Source organism: Paenibacillus sp. J31P13 (assembly GCF_056269295.1).
The window spans coordinates 1-15,594 of sequence record NZ_JBWDNR010000022.1 but is presented as its reverse complement, the minus strand read 5'-3'; the positions used below and the strand labels follow the sequence as shown (position 1 = coordinate 15,594).

16 protein-coding genes and 1 tRNA gene are annotated in these 15,594 nt (G+C 43.6%); 10 read left to right on the top strand and 7 right to left on the bottom strand.

Features of this window, described 5'->3' with window-relative positions:
- The first annotated feature begins 194 nt into the window (after positions 1-194).
- Together AC0YOD_RS28905 and AC0YOD_RS28900 are read left to right on the top strand one after the other, a co-directional pair.
- Positions 195-271: transfer RNA gene (locus AC0YOD_RS28905), tRNA-Met, on the top strand.
- Positions 272-461: 190 nt separating this feature from the next.
- The gene (locus AC0YOD_RS28900) at positions 462-1,952 is read left to right on the top strand and encodes a DHA2 family efflux MFS transporter permease subunit (protein WP_475802786.1); all 1,491 of its coding nucleotides are present in this window, start codon (positions 462-464) and stop codon (positions 1,950-1,952) included.
- A gap of 101 nt (positions 1,953-2,053) precedes the next feature.
- Here AC0YOD_RS28900 and AC0YOD_RS28895 read toward each other — a convergent pair whose 3' ends face one another.
- The 4 genes from AC0YOD_RS28895 to katA all read right to left on the bottom strand — a co-directional run bounded on the left by AC0YOD_RS28895 (position 2,054) and on the right by katA (position 5,042).
- Positions 2,054-2,284: a hypothetical protein gene (locus AC0YOD_RS28895; protein WP_475802785.1), complete on the bottom strand. Its 231-nt coding sequence runs from the start codon at positions 2,282-2,284 to the stop codon at positions 2,054-2,056.
- Between the two features lie 61 nt (positions 2,285-2,345).
- On the bottom strand, positions 2,346-2,669 hold the full coding sequence (locus AC0YOD_RS28890) for an AzlD domain-containing protein (RefSeq protein WP_475802784.1): 324 nt from the start codon (positions 2,667-2,669) through the stop codon (positions 2,346-2,348).
- Positions 2,666-3,403, bottom strand: a complete 738-nt coding sequence (locus AC0YOD_RS28885; RefSeq protein WP_475802783.1) for an AzlC family ABC transporter permease — start codon at positions 3,401-3,403, stop codon at positions 2,666-2,668. Before AC0YOD_RS28885 ends, AC0YOD_RS28890 begins: the two co-directional genes overlap by 4 nt.
- Positions 3,404-3,584: 181 nt before the next feature.
- A complete protein-coding gene (gene katA, locus AC0YOD_RS28880; RefSeq protein ID WP_475802782.1) occupies positions 3,585-5,042 on the bottom strand; it encodes a catalase KatA in 1,458 nt (485 codons plus the stop codon).
- A 288-nt stretch (positions 5,043-5,330) separates the two neighbouring features.
- Here katA and AC0YOD_RS28875 point away from each other — a divergent pair, with 288 nt between their 5' ends.
- The 3 genes from AC0YOD_RS28875 to AC0YOD_RS28865 all read left to right on the top strand — a co-directional run bounded on the left by AC0YOD_RS28875 (position 5,331) and on the right by AC0YOD_RS28865 (position 7,410).
- Positions 5,331-5,711 (top strand): DinB family protein, encoded by a 381-nt coding sequence (locus tag AC0YOD_RS28875; protein WP_475802781.1) that lies wholly within the window; start codon positions 5,331-5,333, stop codon positions 5,709-5,711.
- 239 nt (positions 5,712-5,950) lie between these two features.
- Positions 5,951-6,496 (top strand): LemA family protein, encoded by a 546-nt coding sequence (locus tag AC0YOD_RS28870; protein ID WP_475802780.1) that lies wholly within the window; start codon positions 5,951-5,953, stop codon positions 6,494-6,496.
- A 29-nt stretch (positions 6,497-6,525) separates the two neighbouring features.
- Entirely contained in the window at positions 6,526-7,410 is an 885-nt protein-coding gene (locus tag AC0YOD_RS28865; protein ID WP_475802779.1) for a M48 family metalloprotease, read from the top strand.
- Positions 7,411-7,429: 19 nt separating this feature from the next.
- Here the strand turns inward: AC0YOD_RS28865 and AC0YOD_RS28860 are convergent, their stop codons facing one another.
- Together AC0YOD_RS28860 and AC0YOD_RS28855 are read right to left on the bottom strand one after the other, a co-directional pair.
- Complete coding sequence (locus AC0YOD_RS28860) at positions 7,430-8,227, bottom strand: WYL domain-containing protein (protein WP_475802778.1); 798 nt, start codon at positions 8,225-8,227, stop codon at positions 7,430-7,432.
- Positions 8,214-9,527, bottom strand: coding sequence for a helix-turn-helix transcriptional regulator (locus AC0YOD_RS28855; RefSeq protein WP_475802777.1), 1,314 nt, complete (start codon positions 9,525-9,527; stop codon positions 8,214-8,216). Before AC0YOD_RS28855 ends, AC0YOD_RS28860 begins: the two co-directional genes overlap by 14 nt.
- Positions 9,528-9,718: 191 nt before the next feature.
- Here AC0YOD_RS28855 and AC0YOD_RS28850 point away from each other — a divergent pair, with 191 nt between their 5' ends.
- Positions 9,719-11,137: an RtcB family protein gene (locus AC0YOD_RS28850; protein WP_475802776.1), complete on the top strand. Its 1,419-nt coding sequence runs from the start codon at positions 9,719-9,721 to the stop codon at positions 11,135-11,137.
- On the opposite strand, the gene AC0YOD_RS28845 is transcribed toward AC0YOD_RS28850, so the two are convergent.
- Positions 11,134-11,265, bottom strand: coding sequence for a hypothetical protein (locus AC0YOD_RS28845; RefSeq protein WP_475802775.1), 132 nt, complete (start codon positions 11,263-11,265; stop codon positions 11,134-11,136). The genes AC0YOD_RS28850 and AC0YOD_RS28845 overlap by 4 nt on opposite strands.
- A gap of 379 nt (positions 11,266-11,644) precedes the next feature.
- Here AC0YOD_RS28845 and AC0YOD_RS28840 point away from each other — a divergent pair, with 379 nt between their 5' ends.
- From AC0YOD_RS28840 to AC0YOD_RS28825, 4 genes are all read left to right on the top strand, one after another.
- Positions 11,645-12,757 carry a slipin family protein gene (locus tag AC0YOD_RS28840; protein ID WP_475802774.1) on the top strand — a complete coding sequence of 371 codons (1,113 nt, stop codon included), beginning with the start codon at positions 11,645-11,647 and terminating at the stop codon, positions 12,755-12,757.
- A gap of 171 nt (positions 12,758-12,928) precedes the next feature.
- Positions 12,929-14,089, top strand: a complete 1,161-nt coding sequence (locus AC0YOD_RS28835; RefSeq protein ID WP_475802773.1) for a YecA family protein — start codon at positions 12,929-12,931, stop codon at positions 14,087-14,089.
- A gap of 47 nt (positions 14,090-14,136) precedes the next feature.
- The gene (locus AC0YOD_RS28830) at positions 14,137-14,910 is read left to right on the top strand and encodes an AAA family ATPase (RefSeq protein ID WP_475802772.1); all 774 of its coding nucleotides are present in this window, start codon (positions 14,137-14,139) and stop codon (positions 14,908-14,910) included.
- A gap of 16 nt (positions 14,911-14,926) precedes the next feature.
- Positions 14,927-15,421 carry a CYTH domain-containing protein gene (locus AC0YOD_RS28825; protein WP_475802771.1) on the top strand — a complete coding sequence of 165 codons (495 nt, stop codon included), beginning with the start codon at positions 14,927-14,929 and terminating at the stop codon, positions 15,419-15,421.
- The last annotated feature ends 173 nt before the right edge of the window (positions 15,422-15,594 follow it).

Genomic DNA, 15,594 nt, shown 5'->3' with positions numbered 1-15,594 from the left:
AATACTAATCGGTCGAGGGCTTATCCTAAAAATGGTTTGCTGTGACCCATACATCCAGCAAGCAATAGCTTTAAGGCTTCAGCAGCCTCTATCTTTCATATCCAGTTTTCAAGGCGCAAGCTTATTTATAAGCTTACGATTAAGAATCCCACATTAGTGGGTTTTATTTTTTTCTGAAAAGGAAATACTAATGACGCGGGGTGGAGCAGCCCGGTAGCTCGTCGGGCTCATAACCCGAAGGCCGCAGGTTCAAATCCTGCCCCCGCAACCAAACTTACACATAATGAACGACCAGGAACTCAAGCGTCTATGCGCTTGAGTTTTTTTGTTTTCATTCTAGTCGTTATCAGAAAAGTTTGGGGGAAATACCATAAAATATTGTAAAAGTTCTTGTAATTACTTTAGGACTAAAATATAATACATTAGCAGTAAAGTATGTCATAAGGGTGTGAATGTAAAAAATGAATCAAGTCGATGTAACGAAAGTACGTTTTTGGCCTGTTATGGTAGCAATTTTTATTGGTTCCTTTTTGTGCATGTTAGCATCAGCTACGATTAATTTGGCGTTAGAAATTTTAACGGATCATTTTCATTCGACACTGAGCTCTGTTCAATGGACATTGACCGGTTTTATGCTGGCTATGGGGACGACGGCACCGATTGCTGGTTATTTGGGAGAGCGATTCAGTTATAGAAGATTATATTTATTTTCGTTAATTGGGTTTACGGTTTCTTCTATTCTTTGTGCTTCAGCTTGGAATGAAGGATCATTAATTGCGTTTCGTGTGCTGCAAGGGGCATTTAGCGGTTTGATCATCCCAGCTACAATGTCGATTATCTATCAAATTATACCTAGAGGAAAACAAGCGATGGCAATTGCCTTCTGGGGGCTAGCAGCTATGCTTGCGCCAGCTTTCGGACCGAGCATTAGCGGTTGGATTCTTCAAAATTTTGATTGGCAATGGTTGTTTCTCATGAATATTCCAATTGGGATTATTGCGATCGTTTTCGTATACGCCTATATACCTTACTATAGGATGAATGTGCCAAAGAGCTTCGATGGTCTAGGCTTTCTAACTGTAGTTGTCAGCAGCACCTCTTTGCTGCTTGCGCTGGGGCAAGGTCATAGCTGGGGCTGGACTTCGCTTAAGGTTATCATGTTGTTTGTGGTCGGTGGACTCTCTCTGATTATATTCATATGGCGAGAGCTTACTGCAGAAACACCGCTTTTAAATTTAAAAGTGTTCAAAAATGGACGTTTCACCTTAAATGCTATTATCGGTAATATTATTACGATTAGCTTATACTCAGGAACACTGCTGACACCTGTATTTTTACAAAGAATTCAACATGTTTCTGCCATGGATACGGGCATGATCATGCTTCCAGCCTCGCTTGCTATGGCTTTGATTATGCCTCTGGTAGGTAAACTTTACAGCATTGTTGGTCCACGCGTGTTGATGTCAGTAGGGATTACGTTCCTTGCAGTCGGTACGCTTGCTCTAAGCTGGCTAAGCATTGATGTGTCTCATGCTTATGTAATCGGATGGATGACATTGCGAAACATCGGAATAGCACTTGTTGTAATGCCATCAAGCAACGCGGCCATGGAACAAATACCGGCAGAGCTATCCGGTCATGCTTCCGCTATTACCAACTGGACGAGAAACGTATTTGGATCTTTCGCTATCGCAATATTTACGACAATGCTTGCATCCCGTTCACTCGTACATGCAAATGACTTCATTCAGGGTGGGGATACTAACCCCATACATATTCAAATGATGTCTTTTACAATGAGTGTGAATGATGTGTATGTCGTGGCGACCTTGATTGCTGCCGTTGCGTTGCCGCTTAGCTTATTCGTAGGAAAGCTGAACCGGCCAGAAACACCGAAAGAGAAAAACCCCTCAACAACTAACCGCTTATCCAAAGCGGAAGCAAGAAGCTAGTACGCTAAGAAGCCTAAGTCCTCCTTAAGGACTTAGGCTTCTTTTTTAAAGCAAGGAAATATAGAAATTCAAAATTCTTTTTACCTTGAAACGAAATAGTGTTATTCGTTAGCAGAATTCTCCGTTGATTCTTCATTTGATTCATCAGAGTAATCGGTCTCTTCCAGACGGAAGTCATCCGTTTTTCCGCCATCTTCCCATATTTCTACGAACAAAGCATCGCAATTTTCAAAATCTGCTGATTTCAAGGATAGAGCTTGTTCCTCGTCAGGTCCGACATAAACATTTTCCATACCGTCTTCGTTAAATGATTGAACGACATATATTTTCATTAAGCATACCTCCTGATGATTAAACTTATAGCAGTATAACATAAATGGAAGCCATCGCGATTCAGAAGATCCAACGCATGAGTGCTGCAGATAAAACACCTGCAATAACCGTGATTAGCAGGTTCTTTGTTTTTATAGCAGTAAGCAGGGTAGGAAGGATGATCAAGAGATGAATCCAGTTGATGGATAGTCCTGATTCCGACTGATCAATAGCTCCTTGAACGATAAGTGCAGTAAGCAAGCAAACAGGAATGTAGGCAAGCCACTTCATAATCGGCTTTGGTAAATTAAGCTTGCGAATCACAGCGAATGGAATGATGCGCGGTATGACAGTTACCAACGCACAACCAGCAATGATAAGGACGATCGATAGATCCAGCTTCACTTCTCCGTCACCGCCCCAATTGCCGCGCAAATAACGGTTGCTAGAAGTACAGCCATATAGATGGAGAAAAAGAAAGAAAGAATATATACGGTAATAACGGTACATGCGATCAGAAAGAGATAATGTCTTAGCTTCGTATGAGGTAAAGCGACCAATTGTAGAACCAGAAGCGCCAAGAACATAGCTGTTAAAGCGAAATCTAGGCCAAGTGCCTCAGAGTCACCAATCCAACCGCCCACAAAGCCGCCTGCTAGACAGGAAATGATCCACGTTATATAGGCAGTTACATTTAGTCCATTCATCCAACGATCATTCATTGGCAAACCCTTTGAGACACGTAAGGAAGCAACACCAAATGATTCATCAGTTAGAAGTGAACCAATCCCAATATTTTTCAGCAGCGAGTAGCTGGAGAAGTGGGGTGCAAGGGCAGCGCTCATTAAGAAATGCCGAAGATTAACAATGAATGTTGTAGCAATAATTGCTGAAGCAGGACTTGAGGCGGCAAGCATAGCACAAATAATAAACTGTGAAGCACCTGCATAGACCAGAGCGGAGAGAAGACCAATTTCCATTACGCTCAGCTTAGCGGAAGCACCGACTACGCCGGCTGCTAGTCCAATGCCAATGTAACCAAGTAAAGTTGGAATACAATCCTTAATGCCATCACGGAACGTTAGCGGCCTATTGGAATTGGCGTCCAATTCCCTCTCATATAGTAGTTCAGAATTCAATTTCATTTCCTCCTTGTCTCGTTCATTATACAACAAGAGTGAGGTGGCATTAAGGGGATATCATAATGTGAAAATTTGGATTGTGTCTATCGTCTTGATTGTATCGATTGAATCATACGAGGAATATATTTTATGCATAAAAAAAGCGGCTGTCTGAAATCGACAGCCGCATAATCATGTATTACGGTAGTTGTGTAATCGATAAACCAAGACCTTCAGCTACACGCTGTCCATAATCAGGATCAGCTTTAAAGAAATGGCCAATTTGACGAAGCTTGATCTCATCCTTCTCCACAGGCTTCATTGCACCCACGATCGTATCGATCAGCCTTGAGCGCTCCTCCTCACTAATGAGACGATACAGATCTCCTGGCTGCGTATAATGATCATGCTCATCAAAGCCTACGCTATTCGCTTCACCCGATATAGCGAAGGGAGCAGGTTTATTCTCTGCTGACTCCTTAGGGCCTCCGTAGCTGTTAGGCTCATAGTAGGTGGATGCTCCACCGTTACCATCCGCGCGCATTTGACCGTCACGCTGATAGTTATTCACCTGTGCTGTGGGCCGATTTATCGGCAATGTATTATGATTAGCGCCAACCCGGTACCGATGAGCATCGGAGTAGGCGAACAAGCGGCCTTGCAGCATCTTGTCCGGTGATGCCTCGATCCCTGGGACAAATGATCCAGGAGAGAATGTCGCTTGCTCCACCTCGGCAAAGTAGTTCTCAGGATTACGGTTTAGTACCATACGACCTACCTCTATCAAAGGATAATCCTTCTGTGACCATACCTTCGTAACATCAAAAGGATCGAATCGATATGTATCGGCATCCGCTATCGGCATAATTTGAACAAAAAGCTTCCAAGCAGGGAAGTCTCCACTGGCGATTGCATTGAATAAGTCCTCGGTATGATAGTCTGGATTGTCTCCTGCAAGCTGAGCTGCAACTTCAGGCGCAAGATTTTGAACACCTTGCTCCGTTTTGAAATGGTATTTGACCCATACAGCTTGGCCCTCATCATTTACCCATTTGAAGGTATGACTTCCGAAGCCATGCATATGTCTTAGTGTTGCGGGAATGCCTCGATCTGACATTAGAATGGTAACTTGATGCAAGGACTCAGGAGATAGGGACCAGAAATCCCAGACGGCGTTAGGGTTTTTTAGGTGAGTTTGAGGATGTCGTTTCTGTGTATGAATGAAGTCAGGGAATTTTATAGCGTCACGAATGAAGAACACGGGTGTATTGTTGCCTACTAAATCGTAGTTGCCTTCCTCGGTGTAGAACTTTACGGCAAAGCCGCGGGGATCTCGCACCGTCTCGGAAGATCCAGACTCGCCTGCAACGGTTGAGAAACGAATGAACATGGGTGTGCGTTTTCCTACCTCAGACAGGAAGCTCGCTTTGGTGAAGGAGGTTACATCATGCGTAACCTGAAAGTATCCATGTGCACCTGCTCCTTTGGCATGTACAACACGTTCTGGAACACGCTCTCGATTAAAATGTGCCAGCTTCTCTAGTAGATGCACGTCTTGAATGAGTGTGGGACCGCGTGATCCGGCTGTCATTGAATTTTGGTTGTCGCCAACCGGGGCACCTGTACTCGTCGTCAGTTTATTCTTCTCATTACTCATAATAGAATCACCTCATATCATTTTGTATGATTTCGACTTGTATAATATGTAACATTTTTCAAATGGAATTTCCACTCTTATTTTTGGATAAAATAGGATAACTTAAAGTCATTCAAAGAGTATGGTTCGATCAAGAGATTTTAGCTTAATATAAGGTATACGTGCTAAGAACCAGGAGGCCTACTAATGAAAGAGACAGAAAAGGTTCGAAATGAATTACTCGAAAATGTAAGCCGCTTAACCGATGAGCAATTAAATAAAAAAGTGGTAGAAGGCAAGTAGACTATTATGCAGGTACTGAACCATTTGTTTCTAATGGAGAGAGCCATTGTGGGGAGCATGACTGCCGCACTCGCTAAGGCAGAAAATAACCCGACTGAGCTCAAACCTTATCTCCTAACTCTTGATCGGTCAAGAAAAATTGAGGCTCCATTGCCGCTAACCCCGCCTGACAGCTATCAAACGCTAGAGCGGATGAAGATGAAATTAGAGAGCTCGCGGAAAGCACTGACAGATCTTGTTACCGGATTAAGTGATGAGGTTCTAATTCAAAAGTCATTTCCGCATCCTGTGTTTGGCTTGATGGATGCAAAGCAATGGATTCATTTCATTGGGATACATGAGAAACGTCATTTGGCTCAAATCGAAGAGTTGGAGCAGAGTTTATAGTACAGTTGTGAATCAAATAGTGATTCTTTGAGAAGGACTTTGCTGCTAGTCAAAGTCTTTCTTTTTTTTATAATCGATATAAATTCATCAAACATGGAAGAAAAATGTAGGACGAGATGTTATGATATTAGCAATAAGCAGAATTACAAATTCTGAATAAAAAGGTATAAAGGTTTTTTGCAGCTAGTATTATGTTGGTTGATTAGACAAATTTGAAGTAGAAGAACGGAGTGACGGAAGTGGGATTAATAATTGGAATTGGTATTGTTGTTATTTTGGTCATTTATGTAATTGCAGCCTATAACGGTCTTGTGAAACTGCGGAACTGGGTGAAGGAATCGTGGAGCCAAATTGATGTTCAGCTTAAACGACGTCATGATTTAATTCCCAATTTGCTTGAAACCGTTAAAGGGTATGCCAAGCATGAACAAGAAACACTGAAGCTGGTTGTCGCAGCTCGTAATGCAATGCTAAACGGTACCCCTAATGAGCGGATAGAGGCTGACAATCAGCTGCAAGGCGCCTTGAAATCAATCTTTGCGCTTAGCGAAGCTTATCCAGATCTGAAGGCGAACCAAAACTTCCTTAGCTTGCAAGAGGAGCTGACCAACTCGGAAAATAAAGTTGCATATTCACGTCAGCTTTATAATAAAACAGTAGCTGAATATAACATTAAACGTGAATCCTTCCCTACCAATATCATTGCAGGCATGTTTAGCTTTAAAGAGGAGCAATTATTGGTGACTCCTGAAGCAGAGAAGATTGTACCGAAAATAACTTTTTAAAACTTACATATGAGTAGAGGATGACAGCCGTGCTTTATAGACAAATTGAACAAAATAAGCGGAAAACCCTTTGGCTTATCTTGCTCTTTATCGCCATTGTGCTGGGTGTTGGGGTTGCGGTTGGCTATTATGGGTTTGGGGATCTTAGGGTCGGTGCTGTATTAGCAGCATTTGTGCTTGTTTTATATGTTCCGATTACCTATTTGTCCGCCAAATCACAAGTGCTTCGCATGTCAGGAGCCACTCTTGCAAATGAACAAAATTACAAGCAGCTTTACCATATCGTAGAGGGGCTTTGTATACCTGCTCGAATACCGATGCCTCAAATCTATATTATCAACGATCCTTCCCCTAATGCTTTTGCAACGGGCATTAAGCCGGAGAAAGGCGCTATCGCGTTTACCACAGGCTTGCTTCAGCAATTGAACAGGGAGGAGCTAGAGGCAGTTGCTGCGCATGAGATTGCGCATATACGTAATTATGATATTCGCCTGATGACGATAAGCATTGCTTTAGTATCTGTTGTTGCGATATTGGCAGATATAGGATCTAGAATGCTGTTTACCCAGAGAAGGGGAAATGACAAAAAAACACATCCAGCCTTTCTTGTAATCGCACTCGTATTCATATTGCTATCTCCGATTGCGGCTAGATTCGTTCATTTTGCCGTATCTAGAAACCGTGAATATTTGGCTGATGCATCAGCGGTAGAGCTCACACGCAACTCTTTGGGACTGCAGCAAGCCTTGCAGAAGATAAGTGCAAGCAATCTTGATGTGCGAAAAGCTCAAAAAGCGACGGCTTCGCTCTATATCGCCAGTCCCTTCAGCAATCAGCGGAAATCAAGAAGCAACGGTTGGTTCAGCACTCATCCGTCATTGGAATCAAGAATCGAAAGACTGGGACGGATGTAACAAGCAAGGATGAGTGAGCTTACAGCTCGTATCTTTCCAGTGCTTTTGTTGCAGACTCCAGCATACGCCGCTTCATCATATTGTTATGGATAATCTGAACCCGTTTCCCTAGGAAACGGGTTTTTGATAGCACATACTCTTTTTCGTTTCCGGGAAAGTGGAGCCGAATGGTATATTCATCCAGATCGGCGTTGTAGATGACCTCTTTCTCGAAGCAAGAAAAGGCATACAAGATGCGCGATAGCTCTCCGTTATATGCTTTCACGACGAGAATGTCAGCACTCATTTTTTGCTGATTCAGAAATGTATTCACTTTTCCCAGCAAAAGAGTATATTTCTCGGTGGAGCAAGCCTCCTCGCGCATACTCCTTATCTTTTGCAGCTTCGTGCTCATCATAGTGCGGTTCCGCACATGGTACCAAAGCAGATACCACTCCCGCTTAACCATCGAATATTCCAGCTTATAGGGAAGTGCCTCTTGCTCGTCATAAGCACTCCCGTTTTTGATGCCGTAGCTTAAAAAAACGATTCCTTTATTCATAATGGCAAGTCGCAGTGGACGCAAAAAAGGGTGATAGACATCTATTTCTCTACTAGCAGCTTTATGAATAAGCTGGCCTTCCATCTCAATAGCTTGCTCCTGCTCCAGTATCAGCCTTAGCTTCTGCAGCGTTTCCGGGGTGAAGGCAGCATCTGCAGCAGGATGCTGGAGCATCGTCTTCAGCCAGCGCCGCTCTTGGGTCGTTACCATGAACGTTCCGGTATTCTCCAAGCGTGAGAGTATCTGATAGTTAAAAATTTTCTCAAATAAATTCATAGTAGTCCTTAATCTCCTTCCACTCCGAGATCATTTCCTGTCGCAGCCTTATCGGCTCCAAAACCTCGCAGCTTGAGCCAAAGCTTCTAATCCACGGCTTGATCTCTATGGTTCCGTTTACCTTGATCTCATAGATGAAAAACTGTTCATTCTCCTCTACGATATGTCCCCACTGTCCTTGCAGCAGAACGCGTTCCTTTACAAAATTTGAGCTTCCATGTCCCGGATGAAAGAAACGAACGCGAACCGTAACCGGAGGACCTGTGTCAATTAACCAGCTATACTGGATGCGTTGTTCAAGCTCCGCCTTATTTTTCTGAAATAGCTCATCGGGCACGGTCTCTCCCTCCGATATTTGTGTTAATCCTTCCATACGATACTTCTTAATTCCATGTCTCACACTATGACCCAGCAAGTACCATCTGCCATATTGATGATCATAGACAACCTTAAGTGGAAGCATCGTTTCAATCTTGCCCTCCGTCTCACGTTCAAACAACGGATTCGTATTTTTGGAGGCATAGCTCGTTTCTTTTTTCGGAGAGAAGTAGAGAAAGCTAATCATGCTTCTATTTCGAATGGCACCAAGCAAAGTAAAGAGATGCGCCTCGTCCAATATGCGAGAGTAATAGTGATACTTATATAGAAATGGCTCTATAGAGAGGGAAGCAGCATCATTTCGGTTAAGATGCTTTTTTAGACCATCACGCAGTAAATAGCCTTGTACGGAAGGAACCTGCGTATTAGCCATAACATCAACATAGCCGTATAAATCAAGCAATTCCTCATGTGTGAGCTGCGCGACTAAATCATTGAAGATGCGGTAGCGGCTGGGGCGAGGTCCCGGTTCTTTCTTAATGACGCCTACCTGCTCTAAGTATTTGAGATCTTTGCGAATGGTTTTCTCGTCTGGAAGGGGGAGACCAGCCTCTAAGCTGCTGCAGCATGCATCAAGAAGCTCCAATGCCGTTAGCGATTGCGCATGCATGGCAGCAAGGAGAAGTGAAATGCGCTGACTCTCGGATTCCTTAAGCGATTTGGCTCGAAATAGAAACAGCAGCATGGGATCGGTCGAATCCAGATAGCTGTAGCGAATCGTCTCTGCAAACTCCTTGCTCTGTGTCTCCGGAAGCTGCTGGAAGACCGAGCTTACAATTTCTTTGAGCCGTTTAATAGTTTTATCGAAGGTATGTATGGAAATGCCGAGTCTATCAGCAAACTGCTGCCGATTATAAGCGCCGCTCGTCAAAACAAGCATACGCAAAAATTGAATTTCCTTATCGAAGCTCTCTCTTGCCATAGCGTATTCCTCCGTTCTGAACGATATCTATATCTATCTTAACAGGAAGTTGAAGGATTGGACCCAAAAGCAAAATTTTCCTTTGTCGTAATACTTTCGCCATGTTCATGCTTCATCAAATGAGCGAAGATAGAACTCATAAGAGAACGATAACGAAACGAATTAGAGCGGGATGCTCAGGAGGTCTAACAATGAATATGCAGCATACAAGGCACGGGAATAATCATCATGAAATAAGTCTTGCGAACGGTAAACTGCATTTGTTTGCCAACGAAGAGATTCTGAAGTCTTTCGGCGAAAACGTATATGAGATGGCTAACAATAATCTGCAAATTCCTCGTAATCAATATATGAGCTACACGCCCGATGCACATGTTGGCGTCGGTACCTGTATTGGAACGACGGCAGTGTGGAATATGAAGGATGGCATCGTGTCACCGTCAATCGTCGGTTCTGATATAGGCTGCGGAATGCGCGTTCATAAGACGAACCTCCATAAGCGTGATATTCAAGATAAAGGGATACGGCGAGCGATGATAGCGGCAATTGAAAAATACGTGCCAACCAATGAGCGCACCAATACGAATTACGATGATATCGATGTCATGAATGTCGTACAGCAGGGGCTTAGAGGCTTGCCTGATAAATATATACCTAGCGAGCAGTGGCTGACGCATGTGGAACAATCCAATTTTGCCTATGACCACAAGTATTTAGAGCAGCTGCCGCCCAAAATTTTGAAATATGCCCGCGGTCAATTAGGCACACTGGGAAGCGGGAATCATTTTATCGAGATCCAATATTTAGAGATTAATGAAGAGTATGCGGATCTAGCGGAAAAATGGGGTTTGTTCGACGGTCAGGTCGTCATCATGATCCATTCCGGCTCGAGAGCTTGGGGCGGTATGGTTGGCCAAGAGCATAATAAGGTCATCAAGGAATCGATGAATCAGTGGGGTGTGAGCAATCCGGACCCCAATCTCATCTATGCCCCGATTGCAAGTCGAGAAGGGCAAACCTATTTAAATTTGATGTATTCCGCTCTTAACTTTGCGGTAAGCAATCGGCATATGATTGCATTCGGTGTACGTGAAGCCCTTCAGGAGGTTTTTGGAGCGGGTATGGAAATGCCGGTTCTCTATGATCTCATGCATAACTACGCATTGAAGGAATTTCACCGTAATGGGCCAATGCTTGTGCATCGCAAAGGGGCGACCCGCGCACTTCCGGCTGGTCATTTCATGAATACGCCTGCCTACAAAGAAACCGGTCACCCAGCCCTAATTCCGGGCTCGATGGGAACCTCCTCCTACATCATGGTAGGGAAGGATGAGGGGATGAAAAATTTCTACTCGATCTGTCATGGCGCTGGAAGGGCACGCTCTCGCAAAGCGACGAAATTGCTCATCACGGTTGACCAATTTCAGCAATCAATGAAGGTTGGAACCGATGATGAAATTCTTGTTAATCATCGCTCTTTGCAGACGATACTCGATGAATGTCCGCAAGCTTATAAGGACGTGGACCAAATCATCGACAGCGTCGTCGGCGCTTCCTTAGCTGCCGTAGTAGCCAAATGTAAGCCAATGGCTGCTATCAAAGGCGTCTAAATCATTCCGCTATTTAAGATAACTTCAATAATAGATGAAGCTAATGTTTGAATGGCGTACCTTGGCTGGAATGTCATAGCATTCCGCAGTGCTCCCATACGATGTGTGGTTGTATGCTGTACGTTCATATCGGCATAGTTTCCCAAAAAATAAGGGTTCAAATCCCTTGGTTATCGCCTAATCCGCGATAATTCTCTGGTAGAGCATATGCCTCCCTTCAAAGGAAGCACTAGTTGATGAAACTTTGATCCTATGCAGGAATTCTCAGAGCGTGCAAGTTTGCGCTCGCTGCAGCGAAGTCTATGCAATCGGTGGATATCGACTAGAGTCGACGCCCTCTTATGGCGGTGTAAGAAATAGACGTTTACGAATGGAGGTTGCATTCGGACTTCTCTATAGATGACTAAGTCATAAAGCCGTTCTACTCTTTTCTCAAGCCTGATTCCGGCTAAGCGCAGGAGAGTTCCTGCTAGAAGGATTACCAAAACCGTAAAGAGGTGTTAAATGATGTTTAAAAAAGTAATGATCAAAAACGATGAACGTGGCCTTCTATTTAAAAAAGGCAGTTACATAAAGCATTTGCAGCCGGGCGTATATCGCCACAGCCCATTCTCTGACGATAATGTTATTTTGCAAAATGTGGGGAAACGGTTTTCAGTTCCCAATAAGGAGCTGAACCTATTTCTTCAGGATGAGAAATTGGCAGCTGAATTGACCGTCATGGATGTTCAAGATTATGAGTATGTGCTGCATTTTGAAGATGGTAAATTTACATCGCTGCTGACACCAGGGCTGCATGCTTTCTGGAATGTAATGAAAAAGCACACCTTCATTCACGCCGATATTCGCAATCCTGAGGTTTCGGCAGAGATTGATCGCTCTCTTTTGGCGAAGCTGCAGGGGTACATGCAAACCTTTGAGGTCGCAAGCCATGAATCTGGCGTATTGTTCTATAATAATGTTCTGCAAAGAGAACTGCGCCCTGGCAAATACTTTTTCTGGAAGGGACCAACCAGCATTCAGGTGAAAACGATCGATTTGCGTCAGCTTCAGCTGGACATGACCGGGCAGGAAATGATGACAGAAGATAAAGTAACGCTGCGGCTAAACTTTGTTTGCCAGTATAAGGTCATCGATCCCCTCAAATCAATTGGAATTAAATCGTTTGAGGAGCAGGTGTACATCTTGCTTCAGTTGATCTTGCGAGAGTATATCGGCACGCTAAAACTGGATGATCTGCTTCGAATGAAACAGGAAATTGCAACATTCGTATTGAGCCGCCTGAATGAGCAGAAGGAGCATTACGGCGTACAGTTCGTATCAGCAGGTTTGAAGGATATTATTTTGCCAGGCGATATTAAAGAGATCATGAACACCGTGCTGCTTGCAGAGAAGAAGGCGCAGGCTAATCTCATTACTCGCCGTGAGGAAACAGCCTCTACCCGGAGCTTGCTTAATACAGCAAAGCTGATGGACGAGAACGGAACGCTTTACCGCCTGAAGGAGCTTGAGTTTCTTGAGAAAATATGCGAGAAAATCGGCACGATTTCACTTACTGGCGGCGGCAATTTGCTAGAGCAGCTCAACTCGCTGCTAAGCGTCAAAGATGGACAAAAATAACATTTTTATGATCGGAATATCACGATAAAGAGCTGCCTCTAGGGGCAGTTTTTTATTTTTTTGTTTGATTCCATCCCGTATTTTTGTTAACTTTGAAGTTGCATGTTTTTTTGAAGTGTTCGTATAGTTCATTAATAAGTTGGAAACAAATTCATTTTTTAGGAGATTACAATGACAACAACGCAGGAGAAAGTACCGGATAAGTTTTGGCCAGAGCTTCAATATCCATTATCATTAAAGGATGCGCTAAGCACATTATCGAAACAGCAACTGACGAGTATTCGCATGAATTTGCAAATTAGCAACCTCAGTACGCTTAATAAGCAGGGGTTGGTTGAGAAGCTTGCAGAAAAGATACCGGATCATATTGAGACAGGAGCTCGTTTCTGGGATATTAACCGATTGAAGCTTGTTCAGAAAATAGCAAAGAATGAAGGTCTATTGGACAAGCCAATGCTTGAGAATCAGCAATATGAATATTTTCGCGAGCGCGGAATCTTGTTTCCTGGAACGGTCGACGGCAAAAGAATCGTAATGATGCCTTCCGAACTCGCGACAGTTTTCAAATTAGCTGATCGATTTGACGATCATGCTGTATATGCTCAAAATACGGAATGCATTCGCTTATCACGAGGCTTGCTCTACTATTACGGGGCGCTTACACTAGACGAAATGACTGAGCTGTACAATACGCACTCGGATGTTCAATATACCCCAGCAGCGATGCTTGATATGATGATCGACGCTTCACGTTATGAGGGGCAAATCGAAATTCATATAGGTAACGTGATCGCGGACAGCAGGGTAACAAATCCATTGGGTATTATCAAGGAGCGGTCGCTGCGCCATGAGCTTGACTTCTGTCCGTTTTCGAAGCAAGAGCTATTGAAAGCAGGAGAAGCAGATTTCAGCGATAAGAATAGTCCATATATGAATTTATTTCGTTATGTCATACACCATTATGAGATTGACCGTGATGAAGCCGACAAATTGGTTCAGGAATGTGTCTATGCAGCAAAAAACGGAAGATCGCTTGCTGAGGTTATAGATGTAGCACAAGTGTTTATTGAGCTTCCTACTATAGAGACCTTATCTGCTGTTACAGATTTACTGGTTAAGCTCATGAATAGTACGAAGCAATGGTCGATCAAAGGTTATGCGCCAGAGGAATTATCAGCGAAGAGAGCAAGTGCGAGCATGGTACTGAATCAAACGATGACGCAATCTGCCGCATCTTCCGATACGATGGATTCGGGAACGAAGAAAAAAGTGGGACGCAATGATCCTTGTCCATGCGGAAGCGGGAAAAAATTCAAAAAGTGCTGCGGTTAGCAAACATATAAAGGTAAGTACTTCCGACTTGATAGGGGGAAATAAGGATGAGACAAAGCCAGCAAGGGGGCATTTATTTAAGAAGTGTGAGTCTGCTTCGAGACCGTGTTCCTTCCTTTCATTCCTATCCTTTTAATCTAAAAGCAATTGAAGGTTTGGATACGATGGTGTTTCATCCTAAAGTAACCTATATCGTCGGTGAAAATGGGATGGGCAAGTCTACGTTAATGGAAGGAATCGCGGTGGGGCTTGGCTTCAATCCAGAGGGCGGTACCATTAACTTTAACTTCGCAACAGAAGAGTCTCATTCTGATTTGCATCAGTATTTGCGGCTTGCTCGCAGTGCAAATAAGCCGAGGGATGGATTCTTCTTCCGAGCGGAGAGCTATTATAATTTAGCCAGCAATATTGACCAGATGGATCGTGAGGGCGGGCCGGGCAGGCCCATTATTGAATCATACGGCGGGAAGTCACTGCATCAGCAATCGCATGGAGAGTCTTTCTTTGCGACGTTCATTCATCGGTTTAACGGAAATGGGCTGTACATTATGGATGAGCCGGAAGCGGCTCTTTCTCCTTTTCGGCAAATGGCAATGCTCTCCCGCATTCATCAGCTGGTAGGACAGAACTCGCAGTTTATTATTGCGACTCATTCTCCGATTTTGATGGCGTATCCGGATGCCTTGATATATAATTTGACCACTGACGGTATCGAGAGATCTACGTTAGAGGAAACGGATCATTATATTCTTATGAAGCAGTTTATGAATAACAGAGAAAAGATGCTGCATGAGTTGTTCTTAGACGAGGATGAAAGATAAGGGAGATGTATGTAGGATGTCATTAGAAATTGAACGGAAGTTTTTGTTGTCCGAATACCCAAGCGCATTAATAGAAGAAGGAACGCTTAAAGTTCTCTCTGAGCAAAGAATAGAGCAAACCTATCTAGCCATGGATGATAATCAAGAGCTGCGCGTGCGGCGGATTGTAGATCTAGTAAGCGGCGAGGTTTCTTATACGCATACGTTTAAACTAGGCAATGGACTCTCACGGGAAGAAATTGAATACTCGATCTCAGAAGGCATCTATGGGCAGATTGTAAAGGCGTTTGGATTCATTCCACTTACGAAAAACCGCTTAACCGCTCAATGGAACGGTAGAGTGATTGAAATTGATACGTATGATCAAATAGAGCTTTCTGTTCTTGAGGTTGAATATGAGTCCTTGGAAGAAGCGAATAGCTTTGCTGCACCGGATTGGTTCGGGAAAGATATTAGCACAGAAAGACAGTACAGTAACAAGACTGTATGGCGGAAGCTGCAGGAAAAATAAGCGATTTAAAAAGATTTATAAGTTTTTTCGAAAAACGCTTGACCTTCTAGGCGCATACATGGTATATTCTAATTCCGGCCGAGAGATACACGCGGACGGCGAGCAAAACAAGAAAGAAAAGATTGCTCTTTGAAAACTGAACAACGAGTAACAAACTGCCTCGCAAGTCCTTC

Excerpts from the sequence above, each read along its gene's own strand:
- AC0YOD_RS28845 (WP_475802775.1), bottom strand. The coding sequence starts at position 11,265 with ATGAACGTACAGCATACAACCACACATCGTATGGGAGCACTGCGGAAT.
- AC0YOD_RS28855 (WP_475802777.1), bottom strand. The coding sequence starts at position 9,527 with ATGGCAAGAGAGAGCTTCGATAAGGAAATTCAATTTTTGCGTATGCTT.
- AC0YOD_RS28840 (WP_475802774.1), top strand. The coding sequence starts at position 11,645 with ATGTTTAAAAAAGTAATGATCAAAAACGATGAACGTGGCCTTCTATTT.
- AC0YOD_RS28860 (WP_475802778.1), bottom strand. The coding sequence starts at position 8,227 with ATGAATTTATTTGAGAAAATTTTTAACTATCAGATACTCTCACGCTTG.
- AC0YOD_RS28875 (WP_475802781.1), top strand. The coding sequence starts at position 5,331 with ATGCAGGTACTGAACCATTTGTTTCTAATGGAGAGAGCCATTGTGGGG.
- AC0YOD_RS28825 (WP_475802771.1), top strand. The coding sequence starts at position 14,927 with ATGTCATTAGAAATTGAACGGAAGTTTTTGTTGTCCGAATACCCAAGC.
- AC0YOD_RS28830 (WP_475802772.1), top strand. The coding sequence starts at position 14,137 with ATGAGACAAAGCCAGCAAGGGGGCATTTATTTAAGAAGTGTGAGTCTG.
- katA (WP_475802782.1), bottom strand. The coding sequence starts at position 5,042 with ATGAGTAATGAGAAGAATAAACTGACGACGAGTACAGGTGCCCCGGTT.
- AC0YOD_RS28900 (WP_475802786.1), top strand. The coding sequence starts at position 462 with ATGAATCAAGTCGATGTAACGAAAGTACGTTTTTGGCCTGTTATGGTA.
- AC0YOD_RS28835 (WP_475802773.1), top strand. The coding sequence starts at position 12,929 with ATGACAACAACGCAGGAGAAAGTACCGGATAAGTTTTGGCCAGAGCTT.
- AC0YOD_RS28850 (WP_475802776.1), top strand. The coding sequence starts at position 9,719 with ATGAATATGCAGCATACAAGGCACGGGAATAATCATCATGAAATAAGT.
- AC0YOD_RS28895 (WP_475802785.1), bottom strand. The coding sequence starts at position 2,284 with ATGAAAATATATGTCGTTCAATCATTTAACGAAGACGGTATGGAAAAT.